This window comes from Acidobacteriota bacterium (assembly GCA_019347945.1).
Lineage (GTDB): Bacteria > Acidobacteriota > Thermoanaerobaculia > Gp7-AA8 > JAHWKK01 > JAHWKK01.
On the sequence record JAHWKK010000011.1, the window covers coordinates 1 to 26177 of the forward strand.

The window sequence follows — 26177 nt, forward strand, 5'->3', positions numbered from 1 at the left end:
GGCGGCCACGCGAGGGACCCCGCTGGTTGGCCCAGCCACACCACGCTAAGCCCTGCATGTGGGTCGAAGTCCAACAATTTCGTGGTCGTTTCATTAGGAGCAATTGACCGACGCAACGCGCCGCTAAAGCGGAAATGAACTTGAAAGCCGGCGCTTCGCTGGGCCTGAATGTACTCATTCTGGAGGTCCCTCGCTTGCCCGCCCGCAGGTACGCCGAATCGAGCCAATTCGCAAGCTCGCCGCCCGCTCGGGACGACGGGGCGGGGTGAATGCAGGGCTGAGAGTCCGAAGAGGTTACCTTCGCGGCGTCTCTTCTTTCACTCTTCACTCTTCACTCTTCGTCCCCCTCAGCGTCTCCGGACCGCGCGTCGTCTCGTCGACGGCGCATCGAACCGGTAGACGGCGCCGCCGCCGAGATCCGCGACGTAAATCTCTCCGTCGCGATCCTCGCCGAAAGTGGAAATTCTGAACACGGTGTCGAACAGCACCTCGGTCGTCCATTCGCCTCCGACGCGCTGCGCAGTCCAGATCTTCCCGCTGCAGAAGTCGCCGTAAACGAACCGCCCGAAGAGCTCGCTGACGCGCCCTCCTCGATAGACGTAGCCCGCGGTAACGGCGCACCCGTCGCTCCTTCCGTACGCGAGGATCGGATCGACGAGGTCCGCACTCGAACATCCGGAGGAGGGGGAGAAGCAGGCAAAGCCTTCCTTACGGTTCCAGCCGTAATTCAACCCACCCGGAGAGCCGACCGGCTCGAAGTCGATCTCCTCGAAACGGTTCTGGCCGACGTCGCCCGCGTAGAAATCACCCGTCAGCCGGTCGAACGAGAACCGCCATGGGTTCCTCAGTCCGAAGGCCCAGATCTCCGCTCGCGCCGCCGTACCGACGAACGGATTGTCGGGGGGAATCGAGTAGCGGCCGTAGCTGCCGTCCGGAGTCGTCGAGATGCGGAGAATCTTTCCGAGAAGCGTGTCGAGTCGCTGGCCGTTGCCCATCGGATCGCCCCCGTCTCCGCCATCGCCCGTCGCAATCCAGAGATGCCCGTCCGGCCCGAACGCGATCTGGCCGCCGTTATGATTCGAGAAGGGCTGGGAAATCGTCAGCAGGATCGACTCCGTCGAGGGTGCAGCGGTCCCCGAGCCGGAATCGAAGTCAAAACGCGAGATACGAGTATTTCCCGCCGACGATTCGGTGTAATTGACGTAGATGTGCGCTGGCGGGTTTTCCGCCGGGTCGATCGCGACACCGAGCAGTCCTCTTTCCCCACAGCAGCGCACGCGGCTCCGGATGTCGAGAATGACCGAGCGCGATCCATCGGGTCGCAGCGCGACGATCCTCCCGGGTTGCTCGGCGACGAAAAGCCGCGCGTCGTGAGGAGTCGATGCAATCGCGACCGGCTGGTCGAGACCCGAGGCGATCTGGCTGAGCACCACCCCGGCTTTTGCAACGGGACCGAGGAAAGCCACAGCGAGCACGACCGTGCAGATTCGTGGCATGTATTCTCCAATCCGGAAGCCCATCCGGTTAATCCCGGCCGTGCGGCCCGGTTGCCGGTGGTCGGTCGCCTGGGAAGAGTGAAGAGTGAAGAGTGAAGAGTGAAAGAAGAGGCGCCGCGAAGGTTACCTCTTCAGACTCTCATTCTTCCTTCACGACCTGCCCCCCGGATCCTTCGCAGTCCTTCGGCGGCTCCTAATGAAACGACCATGAAATTGTTGGACTTCGACCCTTTACAGCGCTTCGCTTGGTCTGATGTCCCAACCTTCGAGGTCCTTCGCCTGCCCGCCCGACCGCCCGCTCAGGATGACGTTGGTTTGAGTACCCGAGTTCGGTTGTTTATGCACTCACGGGTGTCATTTCCGTTTCACGGCGCAAGGCGCCGGTCACTGCTCAGGATGAGGAGTGCTTTGGGTTCCGCGAGAGCAACCAACAATCCCTGATCCCTGATCCCTAATCCCTAATCCCTGATCCCTGCTCCCTGATCCCCGACCACAAGAACAATCTTGCCGGAGCTGGCGCGGGACTCGATCCGGTCGTGCGCGCGGGCGGCCTGGTCGAGCGGATAGCGCGAATCGATTCGAACGTCGAGCGCGCCTCCGGCGACCATACCGAGCACCTCCCCCGCCCGGTGGCGCAACTGCTCCGTCGTCTCGACATAGTGACCGAGCGACGGCCGCGTCAGGTAAAAGGATCCGCGAGAGAGATTGGTCAGCTCGAATGCGGGGACCGGACCGCTCGACTGGCCGAACGAGACGAGCATTCCCCTCGTTGCAAGGCAGGCGAGACTGTCCGAGAAGGTCGTCCTGCCGACCGAGTCGTAAACGACCTCCACCCCCTTGTTCTCCGAGAGTTTTCCGATCTCGTCTGCGAAATCCGTTTCGGTATAGAGGATGACCTGGTCGGCGCCCGCCTCCCGGACGAGCTCCGCCTTTTCCTCGCTGCTCGTCGTTGCGAACACGGTCACACCAAGACGCTCGAGCATCTGAACGAGCAGCAGTCCCACCCCTCCGGCACCCGCATGAACGAGAGCCCGGTCACCGTGGCGCAGATGGATCGTGTCGTGAGCGAGGTAATGCGCCGTCATCCCCTGGAGCATGCAGGCTGCGGCGAGCTCGAATGAAATGTTCTCGCCGAACGGGACGAGCCGGCCGGCCGGAATCACGGCGTATTCGGCATACGAGCCGGTGAAGGGTGCCCAGGCGACACGCGCCCCCGGTTCGAGATCGCGAACGCCCTCCCCGACCGAATGAACGACACCGGCTCCCTCCTGCCCCGGCGTGAACGGAAGCTCTCTCGGATAGAGCCCGGTACGATGGTAGACGTCGATGAAGTTCACACCCGCCGCCATCACTTCGACGACGACCTCTCCTTCACCCGGCTCCGGAATCTCAGTTTCAATCAACTCCAGCACATCGCTTCCGCCGGTTCTGCTCACCGAGACCGTTCTCATGGGGACCCCTTCCTCTGCCGACCTCTCATCTTCACCCCACCATATAATGACCTCGCATGGAGGATCTCGCCGAAAAGCATTGCATCCCCTGCCGCGGTGGCGTTCCCGTCCTGACGGCAGAGGAGATCGCACCCCTCCTGGAACAGCTCGAAGCGGGCTGGACCGTCATCGACGATCATCACCTCGAAAAGGAGTGGGTGTTCAGCGACTTTGCAACCGCGCTCGCGTTCACCAACCGGGCGGGAGCCATCGCCGAGGAGGAAGGCCATCATCCCGACATCGAGCTCGGATGGGGCCGGGTCAAGGTCACGATCTGGACTCACAAGATCGACGGACTGACCGAAAGCGATTTCATCCTCGCGGCAAAGATCGACAAACAAGCCGGGTCGGCGGACTAGTCGGACTTGTCGGACGGGTCGGACGGGTCGGATGGGCCGGATGGGCCGGCCGGGGTTGATCCAAGCTGCCGCCGGTCGGGAGTACCTCGCGGAACGGTGCGGCGATCCTTCCTCCGTTTCACCCACTGCCGGACGCGGTTCGCCGCCGACTTGCCGATTGCAAAAAGCAGAAGTCTCGCCGGAAGCCACGCCAGACCGATCGCGACAACCACCGCGAGGCAGGCGACGAAGACGATTCCAATCTGAGACATCCGTTTTCTCTCCTTGTGACGTTCCGGCAGTCACTCCCTCTGGATTCCATATTGATCGATCTTCTTGTAGAGATTCGAACGAGGTGTTCCGATCGCCTCCGCCGTTTTGGAGACGTTCCAGCCGTGCTCACGCAGCTTCGCGAGAATGAAGCTCTTCTCCGCCTGATCCTTGAAGTCCTGCAGCGTATTGATCTGCAACGCCCCGGTGATGATTTCCGCCGGCAGCTGGAACATCTCGCCCGGAAGGTCACTCGCATCGATCTCGTCTCCGGGTGACATGATGACGAGCCGCTCGACGACGTTTCGCAGCTCGCGGACGTTTCCGCGCCACGGCGCCTCCCGGAGCGCTTTCTTCGCCGCCGTCGTGAACGTCTTGGCCTTGTGAGCGTACCGCGCCGCGAATAGCGCCGCGAAGTGATCGGCGAGCAGAGGAATGTCGTCCCGTCGCTCCCGCAGCGAGGGGGTTCGGATCGGGATCACATTCAGCCGGTAGAACAAGTCATCCCGGAAACGCCCCTCCTCGATGGCTTGCCGCAAGTCCTTGTTCGTTGCGGCAATCACCCGGACATCGACATTCACCACCGAAGCGGCGCCGACCGGCTCGACTTCACCCTCCTGCAGAACGCGGAGCACCTTCGCCTGCGTCCTTCCCGACATATCGCCGACCTCGTCGAGAAAAATCGTCCCGCCATCCGCAGCCACGAACTTTCCCGTCTGTTTCCGGGTAGCCCCCGTGAACGAGCCCTTTTCGTGTCCGAACAGCTCCGATTCAATCAGTTCTTCGGGAATCGCGGCGCAGTTGACCTGGACGAATGGCTTCGAACGCCGCTCGGAAAGCTCGTGAATCTCTCGCGCGACCAGTTCCTTGCCCGTTCCGCTCTCCCCTTCGATCAGGACGGTCGCCGAGGTCGGCGCGGCTTTGCGGATCTGCTCGCGGAGCGTGTGAATCTCGGCCGATTCCCCGACGATCACCTGCTCCCGCTCCTGCTGGCGCTTCAGCTCGCGGTTCTCTCCACGAAGTGAGCTCTGTTCGGTCGCATTGCGAACCGCGACCAGCAGCCGGTCACGATTCAGCGGCTTCTCGAGAAAGTCCCACGCACCCTTTCGCGTCGCTTCCACCGCCGTCTGAATGTCCCCGTGGCCCGAGATCATGACGACGGGCACGCCGATCTTTCGCTCCGAGAGGTTGTCGAGCACTTCCATTCCGTCGAGTACCGGCATCTTCACGTCGAGCAGCACCACATCGAAAGGCTCGGCGGCGAGGCGCTCGATCCCGTCGCTTCCGGAGCGGGACTCGTGAACCTGGTAGCCCTCATACTCGAGAATCATCCGGATCGCATCACGAACCGAGCTCTCGTCATCGATGATCAGTACACGCCTCGGCATCCCTTTCGACCTCGCTTGCGGAATCCACGCCGCATTCTCTCAGAGTTTTTGCGCATCGGCCGTCGGTAAGGTCTGACACGTCCGACGGGTCTGACAGGTCCGACACGCCCGACAGGTCCCGCGAGAACCGTCCTCGAGGACTGATCCGCCAAAGAGGGCCGACGGTTCGGCCACGCAGGTTCAGCGAAGTTTCGAAAGTCTCGTGAGACCGATCTGCACGACGAGATCCGAACTGTTCTCGAAGCTTTTGACGTTTTCTCCAACCGCGATGTGAATCGCGGTCCGATCGGTGATCATGTGGCGCAGCGCCACAGTCACCTGCCATATCGCGTCAGAGAGCTCCTCGAAGCCGAGATCGCGCAGAGGGGACTCCCATGTGCCGGCCTGCAGCAGAAACGCCGTGGAGCCCGTGGCTTTCCATCCGACGGCCACGGAACCCGAGGAGACGAACTGCGCCGGTGTCCCGAGGGTCTCGTGCTTCCCGAGCCGGGTCATGAAAGCGGAGGCGTGTGCGGTCAGGCGCCGGCCCGCGTGGCTCGCCATCAGACCGAACGACGCGTCCGCGCTCCCCGACCCTCTCAGAGTCGAAGCATCGCCAGTGGGGAGCTCCAGCGACGTGACGACGCCCCATCGCACGGTCTCGCTCCCGCGGTACGGACGCGACCAGGCACCATGAAGCGCGATGTCGCCGATCTCACTCCCCACCATCCCGTTCGTCGCATCGAACGTCCGGCCGGGAACGCGCACGAAGTAATCATCCTGGCGTGCAAAGGTCCTCTCATCGTCCCTCAGCCCGAATGCCTCGTGGAATCCCTCGATGATCTCATCCGCCCACCCTCCGTGATAACTCATGACCGGCAGGTCGATCGCGAACTGGTAGCCGTCGCCGAAGGAGCGAACGGCGCGGAAGGTCGTGGTCTGGACTTCACCGTCGACCACGAAAAGGGGCCCCTTGAATTGATCGGCCGCATGCCGGATCGAAACCGACTCATCGTCGAGCTCGCGGAGACTGTCCGCAAAGAGTCGCGACTTCGCAAACGAATTCGCCGACGTCGTCGTCAGCCCGAGCTTCCATTGTGAGTCCTGAACCGCCGAGCTCCAGCCACCAGGCTGAAGAAAACCCTGCGTCAGCAGAAACCCGTCCCGAACCGGCAGCGGATCGAGCAGCTCGGAGGCACCGGCGTCCCCACCGGTCAACGCCCCTGCGAGAAGCAAAGCGGAAACGATTCTCAGAATGCGCCCGAGCGAAAAACGATGACTCATGATGCGATTGCCTCCTTTACATCCCGAACGAAATCCGCGAGCGTCCTCGATCGGAGATAACCCGCAAACGCCTCTTCCGCATCGGCGGTATACGTCGCGAGAATTCTGCAGACCGAGCTGCCGACCGGACAGTCCGGATTCGTATCTTCGTGAACGCGCATGACGGTCCGCTCCTCGACGGCGTGATAAATGTCGAGCAGCGAGATTTTCTCCGGAGAACGGAGCAGCATCGCTCCCCCTCGCCGGCCGGCCTGCACCGTCACCAGACCCGATGCCGAGAGCAAACCCATCAGTCTTCGGATCACCACCGGATTCGTATTCACGCTCGAAGCGACGAGATCCGAGCTCACCGGCTGTCCGGCTCGCAACGCGAGAAGCGCCAGGGCGTGGAGGGCGACTGCGAATCGACTGTTCATAGGGTCGAGGATGATCCACGGGGGTTGTCCGCGGATGCTTCTCGGAAATGGAACAAACTACATTACACTTAATTCCTTTGCCCTTCTTTACGTACGAATCGGCGTTTCACAGGTTTGAGCTGAGGTGATAGGGAGAAGGGCGCGCGGCGGGAGCGACGCGTCAGGGCCGCGCAAACGCGGCTGAAGGTTCGAGGTTTCGGTTTGAGCAACAGCCCGTTCAGACCCGGCCTAGGCCCGTCCTTCGGCGGCTCCTTATGAACCGGCAGTACGATCAGCGCTCCGCTTGGTCTGAGAATGCGGGCAGGCTCGCAAACTGGGAACCGTTCACTGGCAACCGGCAACCGGCGACCGAAAAAAGATAGACTCGACCCCCATGTCAGCCGTCACACATGCTTCTCCCCCCGACAAAGCCCCGATTCTCTCCAGTCTCGGTCCCGAGCCGTGGAAGGTTCCATGGTGGAAACCGGCGAAGGGGGACCGCCTCACCTTCCTCTATCTCGTCGGGATTCACCTACTCGCCCTGGTCGGGCTGATCCTCTTTCCCACCCCCGGCTGGAAGATCGCGCTGGTCACGGTGGGCGTCGCGTGGCTCGGCGGCTTTGGAGTCACGATCGGATACCACCGCTGTCTCGCCCATACGGCGCTTCGGCTCCATCCGGTGGTCCGCCACAGCCTGATCTTCTTCGCGATGTTCGGAGGCTCCGGCTCCCCCGATTCGTGGACAGCCAACCATCGACAGCATCATTCGAAAGTCGAGACTCCGGAAGACATCTCGAGCCCGTGGGTCGGCGGGTTCTGGTGGTCGCATCTCCGGTGGCTCTGGCAGGCGGGAGAGGTTCCACTCGACCGATGGTGTCCCGATCTCGACCAGCCGCAGTACCGGATATGGAACCGGCTTCAGATTCCGATTCTCGCGGTCTCACTTTTCGGGGGACTTCTCTTCGGTGCGGCGGCCTTCTTCTGGTTCGGCCCGATGCGGCTCGTCGTGTCGCTCCACGCGCAATGCTTCGTCAACAGCATCGCGCACATGAGAGAGGACCGGCTGGAAGGAGAAGATTCCTCACAGAACATCACATGGCTCGGTTTTCTTCACTTCTTCCAGGGGGAGAACTGGCACGCGAATCATCATGCGAAGCCGTCGGTCGCCCGCTTCGGGTGGACTCCGTGGCAGCTCGACTTCGGGTGGTACGCCATCGTTCTGCTCGAAAAGCTCGGACTGGCAACGAGGGTCAAACGTCCCGATCTTCAACGGTTGGAGGTTGGAGGTTGGAGGTTGGAGGTTGGAGGTTGGAGGTCAGTGTCGGTTCGTCATCCTGAGCCGCCGAAGGACGGCGAAGGATCTGGGGAGTGGATGAAAGGGTGACTTACGACCCCCGCCCAGATTCTTCGCCCGTGCTCCGCCGGGCTCAGAATGACGAGTGCTTTGCTCTTCAAACTGAATCCTGAATCCTGCCCCCTGAATCCTGTCTCCTCCAACCTCAAACCTCCGATCTTCACACGGTCTCAGAATTGCAATTAAGTACAGATAACATCAGTTGTTGCAACGTACAATCTATGGATCAGCCAGCTCGTGGACCGTTCTCGTGAGTCGTGCCGGTTGAAGAGAGGGCATAACTGGAGCGAAATGAACACGACAATCGACAACACCCCGCGAAAACGACCCGGAACGATCGACTATCCCGTCATGTCGTTCCTCATGCTGACCCCGATCGTCGGCATCATCGGAACGGCACTCTACACCTGGCACGTCGGCTTCGAGCCGTGGATGCTGATTCTCGCGCTCGGGATGTACCTCGCGGTCGGCCTGTCGATCTGCGCGGGCTACCATCGGTTCTTCTCGCACAAGAGCTACGAGGCTTCCCGGCCAGTCCAGATCTTCTACGCGATCTTCGGAGCAATGGCGGCACAGAACTCGATCCTCACCTGGTCGGCGAGTCACCGGGTTCATCACCAGTACGTCGACCGTGACTGGGATCCCTACAACATTCAGCGCGGCTTCTGGTGGGCGCACATCCTCTGGATCTTCCACCGACACGACGAGCCGGACGTCGAGAGAAACGCGAGCGATCTGCTCAAAAACCCGATCGTGATGTGGCAGCATCGCTGGTACAAGACCATTCTGATCGTCGGTGGCTTCGGACTCCCGATGCTGATCGGCGGAATCTTCGGCAATGTGATCGCCGGACTGCTCTGGGGCGGATTCCTCAGACTCGTCGTGATTCACCACACGACCTTTTTCGTCAATTCACTCGCTCACTACGTCGGCCGGCCGACGTACAACGCAGACGTCTCGGCACGCGACAACTGGGCCGTAGCACTGCTGACGCTCGGCGAGGGCTATCACAGCTTTCATCACCGGTTCCCGGCCGACTTCCGCAATGGCATCCGCTGGTATCACTGGGATCCGGCGAAGTGGTTCATCGCGGGGCTCCGGGCGACCGGGCTTGCCCGCGATCTCCGCTCGACACCGCCACCGCAGGTCGAGCGCGCGAAAATGGACGCATTCGTTCGGCTCATCGACTCGCACGAGAGCGGAATCGCCGAGAACATCCGGCATCTGATCACTGATGCGTCCGAGCATCTCGACAAGGCGTTTGCCCTCTGGCGCCAGCACCTCGAAGAGAAGTCGCGGAGTGCGTCGAGCGCGTGGAGAGAATCCCGGCGGAAGGCGCGGGACCACATCCGCCACGCACGGCGCCAGTGGAGACGAGCGATCGATCTCGCGTCGGTCACCCGGGACGGCGGTCTCGGCGACGCTTCGGTCTGAGGTTCCGACTGTCAGATCACCGAGCAGAACTAATCGAGGGGGAGCGCTACGCCACACCTGTTCGACAACGCGTCCGGCGCAATCTTCCGGGAAGGATCTGACGCGACCTTCGGACCGCCCTCGAAAGGATCTTCCTGAAGCGCTACATATGCGAAAAGGCACATTTCAACGTTAAAGTAGCGCCTTTCGACACATAAAAAACGCAATTCTCAACGGCCTAAACCGAGGTCTTCGCCGGAGAAGAAAATCTCGAAACCGAAACCGATGTGCCAGGCCAGATCGCGAGACTGGGTGGGGTCGTCCTTCGGCCAGGTGACACCGGTGACGACCTGACCGAAAAACCATTCCCGGAGCATTCGCTGCCGGTAGGTCACGCGCGTGCCGTAGACCTCGATCGGGACGACGCGTTCGGTCTCGCCATCGATGCCGATGAACCACGACGCGGCGCGATCATTCGAGAACCCGTGGTACAGCGTGATGCCCGTATCCCAGTCGAGTCCCTCGGTTTCGTCATCGTGAATGACATTGCCGACCCAGCGGACGAGTGTGCGTGTGCCGACCGGGCGCTCGAAATCGACTCTGGTGCCGGTCCCCACTCCTCGCTGGTTCGTCCAGTAAAGAGTCTGTCGCGCCCGGAGGAGACTGTCGTCGCCGATCAGCCAGAGATAGCGGTACTGGCCGCGCACGAAGGGGTCGATCGGCGACTCCACCTCGATGCCGACGTCGAAATCGAGCGAGCTCCGGTCGTTGCCCACGGGCCGGTACCCGAGTCCGAGAAGCCAGTCCTGGTTGCCCTCCCGCTCGAAGAACGCGGGGAGGAAATCGAGTTGCCGTTCGGTTCCCGAGAGGAAGTCCTGCGTGTCCTCGCGCCCCAGAAACGCGTTGACCCTGTGCTCGAGATTGGGAAAATCCACGCGGACTTTCAGCGTCCCGTCGATCTCGACACCTTCGAACTCGTCGTAGACCAGGAGGGCCCCCACCCGTCCGTTGGTCCGCCTGGCTTCCTCGTCGAATCGCTGGTTGCCGAAGAATCCGTCGAACCAGGCGGCCGATTCGCACACTGATTCGAAAACCTCCCGGCGGAATTGATCGAGCCTCGGCTCGTCGGGATCGTTTTCCACCGAGCAGGGATCGCGCGGCCGACCCTTCGCTTCGCCGGTGTCTTCTCCGGGTTGTTCCGTCGTTGCAGCGGGCTCCTCCCCTTCCGGCTCCGCAGCCGCCTCGGGATCCCGTTCGTCCTGCGTGGAGTCGGCAGGGTCAGGCTCGCCGGGAACTTCAGGGGTCTCAGCCGCACGATCGTCTTGCGCGGGGGGCGTCGCCTCCTGCGCAGTGACAGAGCTGGCGAGGATGAGTATCGCGAACAGCACGAGCGATCGAATGCGGATGGGCGAGGTGCGGACGACGCGCGTCGCAGTCGCAGGTTCGTTCATTCGGATTTCATTCTCCTGCATGTATTCGTCATTCGGCTGGGAAGAAACAACCCGTCGAGTGTTCGCTGTACGCCCCCGGGAGGCAACGCCGGAGAAGCGAACGAAATACCATAATTGGTGCTGCGGCTTTCGAGCCAGCCGTTCCGGGCTCGATGACGGGCTCGGCGGGGAGTGCCGGCGAGTGCGAACAGGAATGACGAATCGCCAGCGCGGGCGATAGAATACGGCAGAATCGATCGAGGGACGAACCATCTGATGCATCACAGACTGGCACTCACCGTTGCGCTCCTCTTCTTTCTCGGGACGTTCGCCACCTCCTGCCGGACCGCCTCCCCCTCGCTCGACGTCGCTCGGACGGATCCGCCGACTGAGACCCCGAGCTGCAAAAACGACAGACTCACCTCATATCCCGCGCTTCTCGTTTTCGCGCCGCATCCCGATGATGAGGTTCTCGGATTCGCCGGTCTCATCGACGCCTACCTTCAGCAGGGAAAGCCGGTGAAGATCGTCGTCACCACCGACGGCGATGCGTACTGCGTCGCGTGCCGCTTCTGGAAGACGAGCTCGTTCGAGAGCACGATGTGCAGCGAAAGGGACCTGAGGAACTTCGAAACGCCGGAGATCGACAGCTTCGCCGAGATCCGCCGGTCCGAGAGCACCGCGGCCTCGGCGCTGTTCGGATTGCCGGCGCCGATGTTTCTCGGCTATCCGGACACCGGACTCGGCGCCGCGTGGCGGAACATTCGATCGAACGCGCTCGATCGTCCGCTGCGGCGAAGCGATTTCTCGAACTGTGCCGACTGTGAATCCCCCTGCGGCTACGGCGGCGGAAGCGAGACCGCTCTCACCGCGAAGACGCTGCTCGACTCGCTTCGCCGGGAGATCGAAACGGCTCCCGAAGGAGCTCTGCTCGCGACCACGCACTGGCTCGACGGGCACGGTGATCATGCGGGGCTCGGAAGCATCGTCCGGAAGCTCAACGACGAGCTCGCTCCCGCCGGGCAGCACCCGATGGTCTTCGCCGTCATCCATGCCCACACTCCGAAGACGACGGATCATCCCGACTGCTGGTATCCGGCACCGGCGGCGCCGGAGTGTCCATGCATGGACGAGCATCGTGCACTCGCCGATCCCGGCCGGGTAGCGCGGCTCGCGAGCCACAGGTTCCGGCCCGAATCACCCGGCGCGCTGCCGGACGACGCGCATTACGGCAGCGAGCTTCAGTTCTGCCTCCCCGAGCGGCTCTACCGCGGCGAGGACGCCCTGAAGCGCCGCGCAGTGCTGATGTTCGCGTCGCAGCTCGGCCATCTCGCCCGGGACGGCTCGCATCCGGAGGGGCTCGAAGGGATCGTCGACTGCAACGGATATCTGCTGGCCTTCATCCGAAGCACCGAGCCATTCGTGCTCGTCGATCCGCGCGCCGGGCGGTGATCCGAAGCGGGGACAGGTGAGAACTTCGGCCTCGGATGATGACGGTCGGTTTTGCGAGAGCAGACATTCGTCCATGATCGTCGCTTCGCGCAAACACAACACTCGTCATTCTGAGCAAATTGACCGGCGCGTTGCGCCGGTGAAGCGGGAATGAAAACCGGAGCCCGCAAAACTCCGCACCCCATACTCAAACCGACGTCGTCCCGAGCGGGCGGTCGGGTTGGGCAAGCGAGGAGCCTGCCCTGAGGGGTGATGGGTGGGGGAAACCGAAGGGACTTGCAGGTTGGGACATCAGCCCAAGCGAAGCGCTGCAAAAGGTCGAAGTCCACGCAATTTCGTCGTCGTTTCATTAGGAGCCGCCGAAGGACGGCGAAGAATCCGGGCGGGGGAAATTGAAGAGTGAAGAGTGAAAGAAGAGGCGCCGTGTAAAGTAAGATCGGCTAAGATCCCGGCGACGCGGTCGTCCACTCGCGGTCCATGCAACGGACGAGGCCGGAAGGTGCCTGCTTCGATCACGCGACTGGACGAACCGTCCGGCAACCGAGACTCTCAGCGAGGTGAAGGATGGTCGTGATCGCAACAATCGTCCCGTTCGTGACGCTCGACTGGATCTGGACGGCGCTCTTCATCGCGTTGATGATCGTCTGCGGCGTCATTTTTTACCGCCTCGGCAAGCGCAGCGAATCCGACTTCTTCCTCGCCGGACGAGGTCTCCCCTGGTGGCTTCCCGCTACCTCGGTCTACGCCACCCATACCGCGACCGACACTCCTATGTGGATCGGTGGAACGATCTACCGCTGGGGGATGCGCGGCATCTGGTACCCGTTCTTCAGCGCATGGTGCGCCGTCTCTCCTTTCGTCTCGACCCGCATCTTCCGCCGCTCGCTCGCGATGAGCCAGGCCGAATGGCAGAGCCTCCGCTACTCCGGACTCGGCTCGCACCTGCTCCGCGGATGGCTCGCCGGATGGCAGACCTTCATGAACATGTTCGTGGTCGCCTGGGTCTCGGCCGCGATGGGGAAGGTCTGCACGTATCTCTTCGGCTGGCCGTCGTGGCTCGGAATCGTGTTCTTCACGACAATCTGCGCGATCTACGTCCTCGCCGCAGGCTACTGGGGCGTCGTGATGGCCGACTTCCAGCAGGGGCTGATCAGTTTCGCGGTGATCACGCTCGTCTCGCTGTGGGGGATCGCCGAGGCGGGCGGGCCGACCGCGATCGTCGACCGCCTCGCGACGCTCGGGGAAGGATGGCGAACTAACCCCTTCCACTTCGACGCCTTCTGGGGCCTCGACCCGGCGCAGTTCTACGCGCTCGACCTCATCACGCTCCTCTTCATGGCGCTTCTCGGCGGGCTCGGCATGGGGAACTTCATCGACTGGTACCCGGAGGCGCAGCGCATCCAGAGCGCGCGAAGCGTCCGCGACGCCTCCTACTCGATCTGGGCGGGCGGGCTCGCCGCGATCTTCCGCAATTCTTTCTGGGCAGTCTCAATCCTCGCGTTCTTCGTGATGTTTCCCGCGATCCAGGATCCCGGAACCTATGAATTCGGCTGGTTCCGGCTCGGATTCGACTACATGCCGGCGGGGCTGATCGGAATGCTCTTCGCGGCCGTCATCGCGATCCACCTCTCGACGATCTCCACGCATCTGAACCTCGGTGCGCTCTACGCGACCCGCGACCTCTATCATCACTACGTCAATCCGAAAGCGGGCGAGCCGCATCTGGTTCGCGTCGGACGGATCAGCACGCTGCTGCTGCTGATCGGAAGCTTCGTTCTCGCGCTCTCGATGGAGTCGATCACCGCCTGGCTGATCTTCGCGCTGTGGCTCCAGGCGGCGGGCATCTGGGTCCCGTCGATCCTCCAGGTTCTCTGGTGGCGGTTCAATTCGTGGGCGTACCTGGCGAGCTGGATCGCGAACCTGGCGATGAGCTGGCTCGTCGTCTTCGTCCTGCCGGCGCTCGGCGTTCTGCCGCAGCTCCCCGACTGGGCCAACTTCTGGCTGCTCGCGATCCTGGTCGGTCTCGTCTACTTCCCCGTCTGCTTCCTCACCAAACCGGACGACATGGACCATCTGGTCGAGTACTACGTGCAGGCGCGGCCTGCCGGGTGGTGGGCGCCGGTGCGGAAGGAAGCCATCCGCCGCGGGCTGATGACGGCCGAGGTTTCGCAGCGGAAGGACTGGTTCGCTCAGGACTGGACGCCCGAGGAGGCCGACGACTGGACGCGCCACGACGTCTTCGCGGCGATCCTGTCGGCGATCTGCTACCTTCTCGTCGCGGTCGGAGTTGCCGGCGCACTCCTGATGCGAATGTGGGGCTTCGTCGCGATCCTCGGCGCCGTCGTCTGTGCCTGGCTGATGTTCCGGATCATCGATCCGAAACTCAAGGCGCTGTCAGAGGCCTTCGAGCTCAAACAGGGCGGTCATCTCGAACGGGTGAATCGGAAGCAGCGGTGGGAGGAGCACGCATGATCAGCGAAGCGATCGGGAAAATCCTCGGTATGGCGATGGCCTACGCGGTCAGCGCTCTCGGCCTCCTTCTCGCCTACTACAACTATCGAAAGCGCGTGGTGAAGGCCGAGCGCGTGATGAGCGGAACCGCCTGGGTCGTCGTCGCCATCGTCTTCCTCGCCATCGGAGCCGGCGCCTGGACCATCATGCAGATCGCGGGAGCCGAAGCCGAAGCTGTGATCGAGCAGGCGGAACCGCACGTGGTCGACGACGCGCCGATTGCGGAGGAAACCGTTCCGGCTCCGGAGCCGTCGCCCGACCGTGCGGCACTCCCGGTGCGCACCGAGCGGTGGCCGTGGATCGGCATCGTGATACCGGCCTCGATCTTCCTCGTGGCGACGTGGCTCACCGCGGCGCTGCACCACCACTTCTCGGCCAAGCGCCCCGAGTGATGCGGGGTTGGAGATTGGAGGTTGGAGGTTGGAAGTTGGAAGTTGGAGGTTTCTTCGAGTCGCCGCTGGACGAAGAGGGACTGTCTGGACTGAGTGGACCGATGCTCGGATCCAACAGTTCTGTTCGTCCGCCAGGTCCGGAACGTTTCCAACCTCCAACTTCCAACCTCGAACCTCCAACCCAGCTCAGACGTGGAACATCGGCTCGCCGATGACGGCGCCGAGCAGCGGGCGGAACCGGTCGGCGTCGTACAGCCGGTCGACGTCGACCCGCCTCTGTCCCTCTCCCGTTTTCTGGATCGGCACCGCGGCGTAAAGCCCTCCGACACTCGCGACCAGTTTTCCGGTCTCGCCCCGATGCGCGAGATTCGCCGCGATCCGGCCGTAGTTCTTGGCGACGAGCTGGTCGAACGAGTCGGGCGGGCCGGAGCGCATCAGATAGGCTAGCCGCTGCTCGATCACACGCTGACCGCTCCGTTTCTCGAAATAGCGAGCAACGTATTCGCCCGCGCCACCGAGCCGGCGGTTGCCGGCCCCGTCCGCCTCGCCGTGCTCGAATCGTTCGCCACCAACCGGGTGCGCGCCCTCGGAGACGGTTACGATCGCATAGCCGCTCGGATTCGACCTCCGATCCTGGTCGATCAGCTCGTACAGCCGCTCGACATCGAACGGAACCTCGGCGATCACGGCCCGGTGCGCGCCCGAGAGATACGCTGTCAGGAGACACGTTTCGCCGTTGTAGCGCCCGAAGAGCTCGACCACGAGAAGCCGCTCGTGGGAACCCGCCGTCGTCCGAAGGTCATTGATGAAGCTCACCGAGCGGGTCACTGCCGTCGAGAAGCCGACGCAGTAGTCGGTTCCGAACACGTCGTTGTCGACCGTCTTCGGGATCCCGATCACCGGAACTCCTTCGGAGTCGAGCCGGCGGCCGAAGGTCAGCGTGCCGTCGCCGCCGATCACGACCACGGTATCGAGCCGGAGCCGCTCGATCGCTTCCATCGCATGGCGTGTCAGATCGAACCTTCCGGCAGAATTCGGTTCGGGAAGCGATCCCTCGAGATGCTCCGGCACCTCGCCTCTGGCGACGTTGGCAGGGTTGAAGCGCGTCGTGTGGAGAACCGTCCCGCCGCTTCGGTCGATCGTGCGTGTATTCGCCGTGCCGAGGGGTACGAGCCACTCGCCTGTCTCATGCTCGTCGCCCGGACGGAGATGGAGGAGGGATTTCCAACCCCGACGTAATCCGAGAACCTCGTGGCCGTCCTCGGTCGCCGTCGCGGCGAATGACTTGAGGACCACGTTCAGACCCGGTACGTCACCGCCGCCGGTCAGAATGCCGATTCGTTTTCTCTTCTGCAATGTCACGTGCACCCTGGTCAAACCGATCGATTCGCTCGCGATCTTTCTTCGAAAAACGACGTGATCATGATGTGTGAGTCAAGGACATGACGGAATCCTCTCGATGAAACCTTACCTTGGACGACGCATCTGTCGCCCCTCCAGGGCTCGAATCTGGTACGTCTTCGGACCCGGGGTTCCGCGGCTTCGCCGCTCCACCCCACGCTACTTTATGCCGCACCTCCGGCGCTCACAAACGCGCTCGCGATTCCGTCTGCTCAATCCAAAAACGTAAGGATCGATCCGCCCCGGCAGGGCCGACACAAGATCGGCTCGCTCTGGCAGACGCGATCATAAGGATCGATCCGCCCCGGCAGGGCCGACAGATCTCGCGTCATGGAATAGCGGAAACAGTCGCGGATCTTAGGTTCGATCAATGAAACGCCCTGGCCTGATTGTCCTCATCCTTCTCGCCGCGATCCTCGGTCCGCTCCTCGTCGCTCAGGATCAGGCTGTATGCGCGGTGTGCGGACCGCGCGATGGCTCGGGATTCGAACCGGTCGAGGCGACCGCGACTCTCGACGGTAAGCAATACTTCTTCTGCAGTCTCGAGTGCAAGGTCGAGTTCCTGCGCGACCCCGAGGCATTCCTGTTCGATGACGAGGGTACCCCTGCTCCCCCCTTCCGATTGCAGACTTATGACGGAAAGGAGGTGGAGCTCGCGGATTTCGAAGGAGATGTCGTGCTGCTCGATTTCTGGGCGACGTACTGCCCGCCCTGCATGAAGGCACTCCCCGAGCTGCAGTCGCTCCACCAGCAGAACCGGGGAAAGGGATTCAGCGTGGTCGGTATCACGGTCGACGACCGTAAGGAGCTCGTCGCGAAGGCGACCGGCCGCTCCGGAGTCACGTATCCGATCCTCCAGGCCACCCCCGAGGTCTGGAACGCCTATCGTGTCACCGCACTCCCGTCACTCATTCTGATCGGACGGAACGGAACCATCATCCGCCGCTACGTTGGTGAGGCGGACAAGGCGGCGATGATCGCCGAGATCGAACGCGCTCTCGAGGAAACCGTCGAATCCGCGGAGACCCGATGAAGCGTTTTCTTTCTGCCGTTTTCCTGATCGTAGCGTCGATCACCGGAGCGGAGGAAATCGACCCGGTAAGCTGTCGCGCGACGGCGGCCGACACTTCGATCCCCGTGCAGTACGAGGGTAACGAGTACTTCGTGACGAATGCGGAATGTCGCGACGCGTTTCTCGCCGCGCCGGAGCGATACGCACAACTTTTCGATGCACTCGCCGAGCTCGAGACCGAAGGACGTGAAGCTCCGGCCGAGCAGCCGGCCTCGCTCGTTCCGAGCTGACCCGGCTGACCCGGCGAGGGAATGGGGGTCCGGGGGACCGCCGACGACACCAGATGGGAGCTTTCTCATCGCTACATCACCGATCAGATCCCACGAGCGACGCATCGGACGATTGTGACGCATCAGCTCCATCCCGATCTGAAGATCGGCCTCGAGTGGAACGCGCAGGCCGATGAGATCGGCCTCGTGGCGAACTGGCGGGCGGTTTCCGAGACCGAGCTTCGGCCCGCCGTGGTCTTCGGTACGAGCTCAGACCGGATTGGAACGCCCGACGGCCAGTCGTACTTCGTGACCGTCAGCAAGAGCCTCCACCACCTCACGGATCTGGCGATCGCTCCCTATGCCGGAGCGAGCTACAGCGAGCACGAGGATGGTTTCATCTACCCCTTCGGAGTCAACGTCGCTCTCGGCCGGAACTGGTCGGCGATGCTGAGCAACGACGGCGTTCACACCCATCTCTCCTCGACATGGTCGTGGCGTCGCACCAGTCTCACACTCCTCGCGGTGAGACTCGAGGACCCCGGTCTGACGGTCGGCCTCCGGTTCTGAATCGAGTATGCCTGCCAAATAACCCGTTACGAATCCCTTTCAGCCGCATCCTCCGCGGCAATCCGGTGCTAAGCTCGCCTTTCGTTCGCCCGGGACCGGGCGATTCTGCAAAGGAGCTCTTCCATGATCTACAGCAACATACTCGAGACGATCGGTTACACCCCGGTGGTTCGCATCAACAAGCTCGCGCCCTCCGGCGTCGAGATGTACGTCAAGATCGAAGCGTTCAATCCGCTCGGCTCGGTCAAGGACCGCCTCGCCATCGGCATCATCGAGGACGCCGAACGAAAGGGCGAGCTGAAGAAAGGACAGACCGTGATCGAGGCGACCTCAGGTAACACCGGGATCGCACTCGCGATGGTCTGCGCTGCGAAAGGCTACCCGTTCGTCGCGGTCATGGCCGACTCGTTCTCCGTCGAGCGCCGCAAACTGATGAAGTTCCTCGGAGCAAAGGTGATTCTGACGCCGGCGGCCGAGCGCGGATCCGGCATGGTGAAGAAAGCCGAGGAGCTCGCGAAGAAGCACGGCTGGTTTCTCACCCGCCAGTTCGAGAACGAAGCGAATCCCGCCTACCACCGCAACACCACCGGCCCGGAGATCCTCCGCGACTTCGCCTCGAAACGTCTCGACTACTGGGTGACTGGCTGGGGAACCGGAGGAACCCTCACTGGTGCCGGGCAGATGCTCAAGGCTGCTCGTCCCGGCATACAGATCATCGTGACCGAGCCCGCGGTTGCGAGCATGCTCGACGGAAAAGAATGGGCATCGCACCCGATCCAGGGATGGACTCCGGATTTCGTCCCGGCAGTACTCGATCGTGACATTTACGACCGGAACGTCCCCGTCAGCAATGAAGAGGCGATCAACGCCTCGCGATCGCTCGCGAAGGAGGAGGGGATCTTCTGCGGGATCTCGAGCGGCGGAACGTTCGCGGCGGCATTGAAGATCGCGAAGGAAGCGGAAAAGGGATCTGTTATCCTGGCGATGCTTCCCGACACCGGCGAGCGCTACCTCTCGACGCCGCTTTTCGAGGGGATCACCGAGACATCGGACGACGCGCAGTTGCCGTAGCAAAGCCCTTCGTCCCCGTCGAACTGCGTTCTACGCGTCCGAAGAGGATCATTGGATCGGTATCAATCGACCGGCGACCAGGATCTGGGTCGCTGATGCGGGACTGCGAGACGCACCTCGTGAGTGATGTTGTCGGTAATGCTGACGAAGGCCCAGTGCCGAAGATCCTCCGAGTCCGGAACGATCTCGACTCGAACCGAACGGACGTCGTCGATGCCCTGGTAGATCTGGTCGAGGCTGAGCTGCGCGTAACTCGCTCGGATCGGAAGTCCATTGAACCTGAAGGCCGTATCCGGTTGCCGAAGCACAACTCGGATCTCTACCGCCAACTCCTCCTCGAACGCCCCATCGTAAACGCGGACCGTAACGGTTGAGGGTCGCGCGTCCGGCTGGTAGATCCTGAGCATTCGCCTGTATCGATCGAATCCCGCCACGCCGAGAATCTGAATCGGTCCTCGTAGAAAGTCCTCTTCGAAGACTATAGGAAGATCGACTCCCCAGCTATCGTTCACGCGCGACGTTTCGCGAACGCGATGGATGAACGAGAGGTCGTCCCCCCGCCGGCGATCGTACCTCAGAAGGTATCCCGGAAAATCGGGCGAGGATGGAATCTGGAGCTCGGCTACGAGTCGAGGTTCCAACATCTTCGTTGCAATGACGGGGCAGGGGACCGGGCAACTGTTGGAGAGCGGAAAGAGAAACGCGCTCGTGTCCCCATCGAGAAAGGCCGAGGTTTCGGTGACCCACCTCGTACCCCCAACGCCGCCCGTTTTTGGCACCACGAGGGGCAACATAACCGTTCCAACGTCGGCAAGCCCCACATGGAACCCGCGCTCGCTCGAGTTGTTCGCTCCATTCGGATCCGTTCCGTCTGCAAAAGTCACGTACGACCTGATCACATTCGAGGAGGGAACACCGAGCGTAGCGAAGTCGACGAAGATCTCGCGTCGTTCACCCGCGAGGAGACCAAAGTTTCCGCAAACGAAGTGTCGCTCGTCGAAATGGCAATCCGCTCCCGACAGAGCGGTCGCGGACCCAAGAAACGGAAGATCGATTGCGACAGCGAGATCGTGCGCAGCATCCGGACCGAGGTTTGTGACTGTCGTCGACAAACGCACGGTCGAGTCCAGAGCGACTGGATCCGGGCTGAAAGCCTGGCTGACAACGACATCCGAGAGCGACGGGGCAGCTGAAATGGGGCCCTGCAGATCGAAGCTCAGCTCATCCGTGGCCTGTTCCAAAGCGCTCGATCCATACGTATACGTGAAGATGGCCCCCTCGGCGCGGTACATCGCTGCGCTGTTGCTCATTCTCAACTCGAAGGCGTGTTGAACGTTCGTATTTTCTTCGAGAGATGGAACCCCGCAACGAACATTCGAAGCCAGCTCGGCTCCGGAACAGTGGAATTCAGCAATCGCTCCCAAAAACGTGGCGCCATCGAGCTCGACGTTGTAGCTCAGGTTGCGGATGTCCCCCGGCCCCGCGTTACGGACTGTGACTTCCAACCGGACCTGCTCTCCATGATGGGGCGCGGGGTTGGTCATCGTCGCTGACAAGACGAGTCTGGGACGCTCGACCTGCGCGAAGAGCGGAAGAGTCAGAAAAGTTGCGAACGTGGCGATCAGGGGGAGCTTGCGCATCCAGGGTCCTCCGGGACTTTTCAATATTTACCTCTCTTACAAGCGACTCTCGAGTTATGTTCCCCGACCTCCTGAGTCCGAGAGGGACTCTCTTGCTCGTTTTGACTGGCTCGGGTCCTTGCGCTTCTCGGTTCCCGGAATTTGAGAACCAGGGCTGAGATATGCCGGCCGGCCTTCGCCAGCCTTCCGATCCCGATCAAAAGACACGACAGCCGACCTTGACCCTTCCATCATTGGCTCGTAATCTCCATCGATCATGTGCTCGCCAATTCGACCCCTCCTCTTTCTGCTGATAACGCTCCTCCTCGTTGCCTGCACGCACGTCCGCCAGCCGGGCGAGGTCAACCAGGGAGTCGCAGTCTCGGAGGACGGGACGAGAATCGCGTACGACGTGCGCGGCAGCGGCGAGCCGGCGCTCGTCTTCGTCCACTGCTGGGCCTGCGATCGTGAGTTCTGGCGTGAGCAGGCGAATGAATTCGCGGACGATTACACGGTGGTGACGCTCGACCTCGCGGGCCACGGCGACTCGGGGAGGGGGCGGAGCAACTGGACGGTCACCGGCCTCGCGGCCGACGTCGAAGCGGTCGTCGACGATCTCGATCTCGATCGCGTGATCCTGATCGGCCATTCGATGGGGGGTCCGGTCTCACTCGCGGCCGCCGCCCGGATGCCCGGCCGCGTCGAGGGAATCGTCGCCGTCGATACGCTCCACAATGTCGAAATGGAGATGCCGGAGGAACAGCAGGAGCGGATCGTCGGCGCCTTCGCGAACGACTTCGACGCGACAGTCGAGCAGTTCGTCCCGATGCTGACCCGGAACGCGGATCAGGCGCTCGTCGCATGGATGACCGAGCGCGCGAAGGCCGCCGACCGGACCGCCGTCGTCGAGCTGATGAAGGATTTCATGACCGTCGACGAGGCCGCGCTGCTGCGCGCCGCGGGAGCTCCGATCCGCGCGATCAACGCGGCGCCTCACCCGCCGATACTGGCACCCACCGCGATCGAGATCAACCGGAAGTACGCCGACTTCGATGCCGTCCTCATCGATGAAGTCGGTCACTACATTCAGCTCGAGCGCCCCGAGGAGTTCAACACGAAGCTCCGCGAGGTTCTCGAATCGCTGAGCCGCTGAGGTTCGGCCTGCGACTTCGAGACTTGACGCGGAACGCTGGGCGAAGCCCGAAGCGAACCCCACGGAGAGCAATACTCGCGCAATCGCCCTCACGAACGCGTGGCGGCCGGAGCGCCTCGCACCCAGCCGATGTAATCGGTGGGCGCGGGCTCGGCGCCTGCGTCGCGGAGCAGGATGCTCACCTGACCCCGATGATTCATTCCGTGCAGCGCGACGTGGACGAGAATGTCGTCGAGCCGCGTGTCGAACGCCCGCCCGGCGCTGTTCGTGTAGTGAATCAGCCGATCCAGGTCCTCGGCACGAACGCCGTCGAGGAACGACTGGTAGCGCAGCCGCGCCCGCTCGGAAAGAGCCCCACAGCTCTCCAGTGATGCCTCCGGCCACACGGCGACGCTCTGCTCCGCCCCCTCGATCCGGTCCAGCCAGACGAGCTCGGCACCAACGACGTGCGCGTAAATCTCGAGCACTCTCGCCGGAGCTGCGACGGCCCGCCGCAGCGCGCCGAGCACCTCCGCGTCGGCCCACCACATGTGCTCGAAGAGGCGACGAAGATCGACGTGAATCATCCGGTCCACGAGACCGATGCTACACCCGGCCCTAGCCGGGCGACACCGAGGACCAGGGATGAAAATGATCGAGGAAGGAGCGGCTGCACGCCGCCCTCACCCTCCCGCTCGTTTCGTCAGGGTCGCCTCAGTGATTCCTGAGCGCGCGGATGAGCTCGTCCTTGCTCATGTCGGAGCGGCCCTCGATGCCAACCTCCTCCGCCTTGCTGTAGAGCTCCTCCTTCGTGCGGTCCTCGTAGCTGGTCGCGTGGCCGCCCTTCTCCCCCGTCGAGCTTCGCGATCCTTCGTTGGCGATGCGGGCTGCCTTTTCTTTGCTCATTCCTTCACGCCGGAGAGCTTCGTACTGTTCGTCGTCTTTGATGCTCGGACCATGATCCTTGCCCATGAGTCACCTCCTTCAGTCTGACGCGGTCGAATGGTTCCTCTCGGCATTGGAGAGGGGCAAAATCAGCCATCAGAACCTTCAAACGCCGCACCAAAATCTCAATCCTGAAAACCGCACAGTTCCACCAAAGGGACGACGATCCGGGAAGGTAGCGCCGGTTTGTAACCGGCCGTTCCGCCGCAGGCTCGTGAGTGAAAGTGACGAGTGAGCGGCAACGGAGACTCACGAACCCCCGGCCCAGATTCTTCGCCCGCGCTGCGCCGGGCTCAAAATGACGAGTGCCTTACTCATCGCTCGTGGCTCGTCACTCGTCACTCTTCTCTTACTCATCGCTCATCGCTCGTCACTCGTCACTCTTCTCTTACTCATCGCTCGTCGCTCGTCACTCGTCACTCTCTTTCACTCTTCACTCTTCACTCTTCGCCCCGCAGCTCCTGAACGATCCGCCTCGCGTTCTCCGCGTTCGGATACTCCGGATCCATCTCCAGGGCACGCGAGTAGTAGTCGAGCGCCTGCTGCGGTCTCCCGAGCTCGCGATGGAACTCGCCGACGCTGTCGTAGAGGTTTGCGACGTTCGGGTGAGCCCGGATGGCGGCCATCAGAAGCCGCAGACCCGCCTCCGGCTGTCCGGCCGAGGCGAGCTCGTAGGCGAGCCGGTTGAGGTTGTCGGGGCCCGCGGCTCCGTCCGGGTCGAGCTCGAGGGACTTCTGCAGCAGCGGTTTCGCGCTCTCCTCGTCTCCCGTCGCGATGTAGAGAACCGCCAGATTCGCATGCGTGTCGTCGGATTCGGGATACAGCTCGACCGCGGTGCGCGCGAGATCGAATGCCGTCGCGACGTCCCCCTGGACGAAAGCCGTTCGCATCGAACGCTCGAGCTTTCCCGAGTAGTCCGGGTACACCGACGCGCCTTCGAAAGCGCTTCCGAGTCGGGCGCGCAGCATCGCCGTATCGGTCGCAGCGTCGATGTCGATTCCGCTCGTTTCCGCGGTCCAGGTTCTCGTCCAGTCGGTGGTCCACCGCTCGATCATCCGCTCGAACGCGGGGTCGAACGTCAGCCCAGCGCTCTCTCCCGGATTTGCGCGATACCAGGCGATGTAATCGACGAACATCGGGATGACGCCGCCCGAGTAGTAGATTTCGAGATCGCGCTCGTTCGCCTCGAGCGTGTGCGCGATGTGGGAGACCATCGCGACGAATGCCTCGTTCGCCGCCGGATGGACGCCGCGCTGCAGCCTCTGGGATGCCTCCTCCTCCGGAAGATTCACGATCGCGTTGAAGTACTCGAACGCATCGCGCAGCGCCGCCCGGTCGCTGGTGAGCGGCTCGCCGAACTGATCGTAGTGACGCATTCCGAAGTCGAATGCGGCGTCGATTCCGCGAAGGAGTGCCCGCTCCTTTTCCGTCCTCGCCCAGTATCGGATCTGCCACGGCTCGTCCATGACGATCTCGAACAGCCGGAACGCGTATTCGGCTGAGTCGGAGCTCTCGAAGTTGATGGCCACCGCTGCGGCGAATCGCTCGTTCGGAAGCACCAGCAGGTAGGTCCTCGTTTCCGCCTGCGCGCCGCCGTGACCGACGGCGAAGCGCCCGTTGCCGGTGTTGGTCCCCCAACCGAATCCGTAGCCGATGTTGCGCCCCTCGCGGGTCGACTGCGCGGTCCACATCCGGCTGCGCGTTTCGTCGCTCAGAACTTTGCCTTCCCACAGCCCCTTCGCGAACCGCAGCATGTCGGGCACCGTCGAGCGCGTTCCACCGCCTGCGAACCGGCTGCTGATGTCGACGTACTCGCTTCGCCTCAGCTCCCCGTCGACCATCTCGTACCCTTCGACCCGATGCGGGATGATCGCCCGCGGGTCGTCCATCCGCGTGTCTTCCATCCCCAGCGGCTTCCAGACGTTCTCGGTCAAGAACTCGCCGTAGGACTGGCCGCTCGCTTCCTCGATCACCGCACCGAGCAGGTTGAATCCGTAGCTCGTGTAGCTGTAGCGCGTTCCGGGTTCCGCCACGAGATCGAAATTCTGGAACACCGCGAGCGACTCCCGCGTGCTCATCGGCTCCCTGAAGTGCCCTTCGAGGTCGTAGTTGCGATAGTGGCTGATCCCGCCGAGATGCCCGAGAAGCTGACGGATCGTGACCGGATGCGCCTTCCGCGGAAAGTACTCCACGTACTCCTGGACCTCGGCGTCGAGGTCGATCTTCCCCTGCTCGACGAGCGTCAGTATCCCCACCGCGGTCATCGGCTTCGTCACCGAGGCCATCCGATACGCCGATTCCGCTTTCGCCGGAACCTTGTTCTCGAGATCCGCGTAGCCGAATCCCTTTGCCCAGACGAAATCATCCTTCACGAAGCCGATCGTCAGCCCGACCGCCCCTTCGGTTTTCATCAGCCGCGCAACCATCTGCTCGATCTCGCGGATCTCGTCCGCGGCGGCGACGGCGGGCGTCGCGATCCGAACCGGCGGCGGCGTTTCGACCGGAGGTGCCGTCGCGCATCCGGCCAGAAGCGTGAGCATCGTGAAGGTGAGTCGGTATCGGGCAATCGTCATCATTCGTTCTTCCGGAATTCGGCTGTCGTCTGGATCAGCGCTCCCAGTCTATGAGTAACGGGAGAACTGCCGGGAGGTTTCAGATTCAAACGAGTGGCGCGGGGCGCGGGACGCGCGGCTCGGGGCTCGGGACGCTGGGCGAACGGCGTGCAAAAGGATGATTGAAGAATGGAGCATTCGTCATCCTGAGCCGCCGAAGGACGGCGAAGGATCTGGGGGCAGGTCGTGAATCGACGTAATGTCTCTTCGCATCATTCATTCACGAGCCCCCGCCCAGATCCTTCGCCGTCCTTCGGCGGCTCCTAATGAAACAACCATGAAATTGTCGGAGTTCGACCCTTTGCAGCGCTTCGCTTGGTCTGATGTCCCAACCTGCGAGGTCCTTCGCCTGCC

At 62.5% G+C, this 26177-nt stretch carries 23 protein-coding genes; 11 read left to right on the forward strand and 12 right to left on the reverse strand.

What is annotated here, in order from left to right; translation table 11 throughout:
- Nucleotides 1-347: 347 nt before the first annotated feature.
- Entirely contained in the window at nucleotides 348-1496 is a 1149-nt protein-coding gene (locus tag KY459_08790) for a PQQ-dependent sugar dehydrogenase (protein ID MBW3564808.1), read from the reverse strand.
- Nucleotides 1497-1954: 458 nt separating this feature from the next.
- The gene (locus tag KY459_08795) at nucleotides 1955-2947 is read right to left on the reverse strand and encodes a quinone oxidoreductase (GenBank protein MBW3564809.1); all 993 of its coding nucleotides are present in this window, start codon (nucleotides 2945-2947) and stop codon (nucleotides 1955-1957) included.
- A 56-nt stretch (nucleotides 2948-3003) separates the two neighbouring features.
- On the opposite strand from KY459_08795, the gene KY459_08800 reads away from it, so the two are divergent.
- The gene (locus tag KY459_08800) at nucleotides 3004-3345 is read left to right on the forward strand and encodes a 4a-hydroxytetrahydrobiopterin dehydratase (GenBank protein MBW3564810.1); all 342 of its coding nucleotides are present in this window, start codon (nucleotides 3004-3006) and stop codon (nucleotides 3343-3345) included.
- On the opposite strand, the gene KY459_08805 is transcribed toward KY459_08800, so the two are convergent.
- The 4 genes from KY459_08805 to KY459_08820 all read right to left on the reverse strand — a co-directional run bounded on the left by KY459_08805 (nucleotide 3342) and on the right by KY459_08820 (nucleotide 6661).
- Complete coding sequence (locus KY459_08805; GenBank protein ID MBW3564811.1) at nucleotides 3342-3596, reverse strand: hypothetical protein; 255 nt, start codon at nucleotides 3594-3596, stop codon at nucleotides 3342-3344. The two genes, KY459_08800 and KY459_08805, sit on opposite strands and share 4 nt — an antisense overlap.
- A gap of 30 nt (nucleotides 3597-3626) precedes the next feature.
- On the reverse strand, nucleotides 3627-4982 hold the full coding sequence (locus KY459_08810) for a sigma-54 dependent transcriptional regulator (protein MBW3564812.1): 1356 nt from the start codon (nucleotides 4980-4982) through the stop codon (nucleotides 3627-3629).
- Between the two features lie 180 nt (nucleotides 4983-5162).
- Complete coding sequence (locus tag KY459_08815; GenBank protein ID MBW3564813.1) at nucleotides 5163-6245, reverse strand: DUF3187 family protein; 1083 nt, start codon at nucleotides 6243-6245, stop codon at nucleotides 5163-5165.
- Nucleotides 6242-6661, reverse strand: a complete 420-nt coding sequence (locus KY459_08820; GenBank protein MBW3564814.1) for an Rrf2 family transcriptional regulator — start codon at nucleotides 6659-6661, stop codon at nucleotides 6242-6244. Before KY459_08820 ends, KY459_08815 begins: the two co-directional genes overlap by 4 nt.
- Before the next feature lie 373 nt (nucleotides 6662-7034).
- Between KY459_08820 and KY459_08825 the strand changes: the two genes are divergently transcribed.
- Nucleotides 7035-8024, forward strand: coding sequence for a fatty acid desaturase (locus KY459_08825; protein MBW3564815.1), 990 nt, complete (start codon nucleotides 7035-7037; stop codon nucleotides 8022-8024).
- 261 nt (nucleotides 8025-8285) lie between these two features.
- Nucleotides 8286-9428, forward strand: a complete 1143-nt coding sequence (locus KY459_08830; GenBank protein ID MBW3564816.1) for a fatty acid desaturase — start codon at nucleotides 8286-8288, stop codon at nucleotides 9426-9428.
- A 209-nt stretch (nucleotides 9429-9637) separates the two neighbouring features.
- Here KY459_08830 and KY459_08835 read toward each other — a convergent pair whose 3' ends face one another.
- Entirely contained in the window at nucleotides 9638-10858 is a 1221-nt protein-coding gene (locus KY459_08835; GenBank protein MBW3564817.1) for a hypothetical protein, read from the reverse strand.
- A gap of 255 nt (nucleotides 10859-11113) precedes the next feature.
- Here KY459_08835 and KY459_08840 point away from each other — a divergent pair, with 255 nt between their 5' ends.
- The 3 genes from KY459_08840 (at nucleotide 11114) to KY459_08850 (ending at nucleotide 15192) form a co-directional block, all read left to right on the forward strand.
- On the forward strand, nucleotides 11114-12289 hold the full coding sequence (locus tag KY459_08840; GenBank protein MBW3564818.1) for a PIG-L family deacetylase: 1176 nt from the start codon (nucleotides 11114-11116) through the stop codon (nucleotides 12287-12289).
- A gap of 582 nt (nucleotides 12290-12871) precedes the next feature.
- Nucleotides 12872-14761, forward strand: a complete 1890-nt coding sequence (locus KY459_08845) for a sodium:solute symporter (protein ID MBW3564819.1) — start codon at nucleotides 12872-12874, stop codon at nucleotides 14759-14761.
- Nucleotides 14758-15192: a hypothetical protein gene (locus KY459_08850; GenBank protein ID MBW3564820.1), complete on the forward strand. Its 435-nt coding sequence runs from the start codon at nucleotides 14758-14760 to the stop codon at nucleotides 15190-15192. Before KY459_08845 ends, KY459_08850 begins: the two co-directional genes overlap by 4 nt.
- A gap of 186 nt (nucleotides 15193-15378) precedes the next feature.
- Here KY459_08850 and KY459_08855 read toward each other — a convergent pair whose 3' ends face one another.
- Nucleotides 15379-16548 (reverse strand): 6-phosphofructokinase, encoded by a 1170-nt coding sequence (locus KY459_08855; GenBank protein ID MBW3564821.1) that lies wholly within the window; start codon nucleotides 16546-16548, stop codon nucleotides 15379-15381.
- A 415-nt stretch (nucleotides 16549-16963) separates the two neighbouring features.
- On the opposite strand from KY459_08855, the gene KY459_08860 reads away from it, so the two are divergent.
- From KY459_08860 to cysK, 4 genes are all read left to right on the forward strand, one after another.
- Nucleotides 16964-17626 (forward strand): redoxin family protein, encoded by a 663-nt coding sequence (locus KY459_08860; GenBank protein ID MBW3564822.1) that lies wholly within the window; start codon nucleotides 16964-16966, stop codon nucleotides 17624-17626.
- Nucleotides 17623-17895 (forward strand): hypothetical protein, encoded by a 273-nt coding sequence (locus KY459_08865; protein MBW3564823.1) that lies wholly within the window; start codon nucleotides 17623-17625, stop codon nucleotides 17893-17895. The genes KY459_08860 and KY459_08865 overlap by 4 nt, the downstream gene beginning before the upstream one ends.
- Nucleotides 17896-17916: 21 nt before the next feature.
- On the forward strand, nucleotides 17917-18444 hold the full coding sequence (locus KY459_08870) for a hypothetical protein (GenBank protein ID MBW3564824.1): 528 nt from the start codon (nucleotides 17917-17919) through the stop codon (nucleotides 18442-18444).
- Nucleotides 18445-18567: 123 nt separating this feature from the next.
- Nucleotides 18568-19515: a cysteine synthase A gene (cysK, locus tag KY459_08875; protein ID MBW3564825.1), complete on the forward strand. Its 948-nt coding sequence runs from the start codon at nucleotides 18568-18570 to the stop codon at nucleotides 19513-19515.
- A 62-nt stretch (nucleotides 19516-19577) separates the two neighbouring features.
- Here the strand turns inward: cysK and KY459_08880 are convergent, their stop codons facing one another.
- Nucleotides 19578-21155 (reverse strand): DUF11 domain-containing protein, encoded by a 1578-nt coding sequence (locus KY459_08880; protein MBW3564826.1) that lies wholly within the window; start codon nucleotides 21153-21155, stop codon nucleotides 19578-19580.
- Nucleotides 21156-21411: 256 nt separating this feature from the next.
- On the opposite strand from KY459_08880, the gene KY459_08885 reads away from it, so the two are divergent.
- A complete protein-coding gene (locus tag KY459_08885; protein ID MBW3564827.1) occupies nucleotides 21412-22287 on the forward strand; it encodes an alpha/beta hydrolase in 876 nt (291 codons plus the stop codon).
- Between the two features lie 89 nt (nucleotides 22288-22376).
- Here the strand turns inward: KY459_08885 and KY459_08890 are convergent, their stop codons facing one another.
- The 3 genes from KY459_08890 to KY459_08900 form a co-directional block, all read right to left on the reverse strand.
- Complete coding sequence (locus KY459_08890) at nucleotides 22377-22853, reverse strand: DinB family protein (GenBank protein MBW3564828.1); 477 nt, start codon at nucleotides 22851-22853, stop codon at nucleotides 22377-22379.
- A gap of 127 nt (nucleotides 22854-22980) precedes the next feature.
- Nucleotides 22981-23238 carry a Rho termination factor N-terminal domain-containing protein gene (locus KY459_08895; GenBank protein MBW3564829.1) on the reverse strand — a complete coding sequence of 86 codons (258 nt, stop codon included), beginning with the start codon at nucleotides 23236-23238 and terminating at the stop codon, nucleotides 22981-22983.
- Nucleotides 23239-23651: 413 nt separating this feature from the next.
- Nucleotides 23652-25784 carry a serine hydrolase gene (locus KY459_08900; protein MBW3564830.1) on the reverse strand — a complete coding sequence of 711 codons (2133 nt, stop codon included), beginning with the start codon at nucleotides 25782-25784 and terminating at the stop codon, nucleotides 23652-23654.
- Nucleotides 25785-26177: the final 393 nt, after the last annotated feature.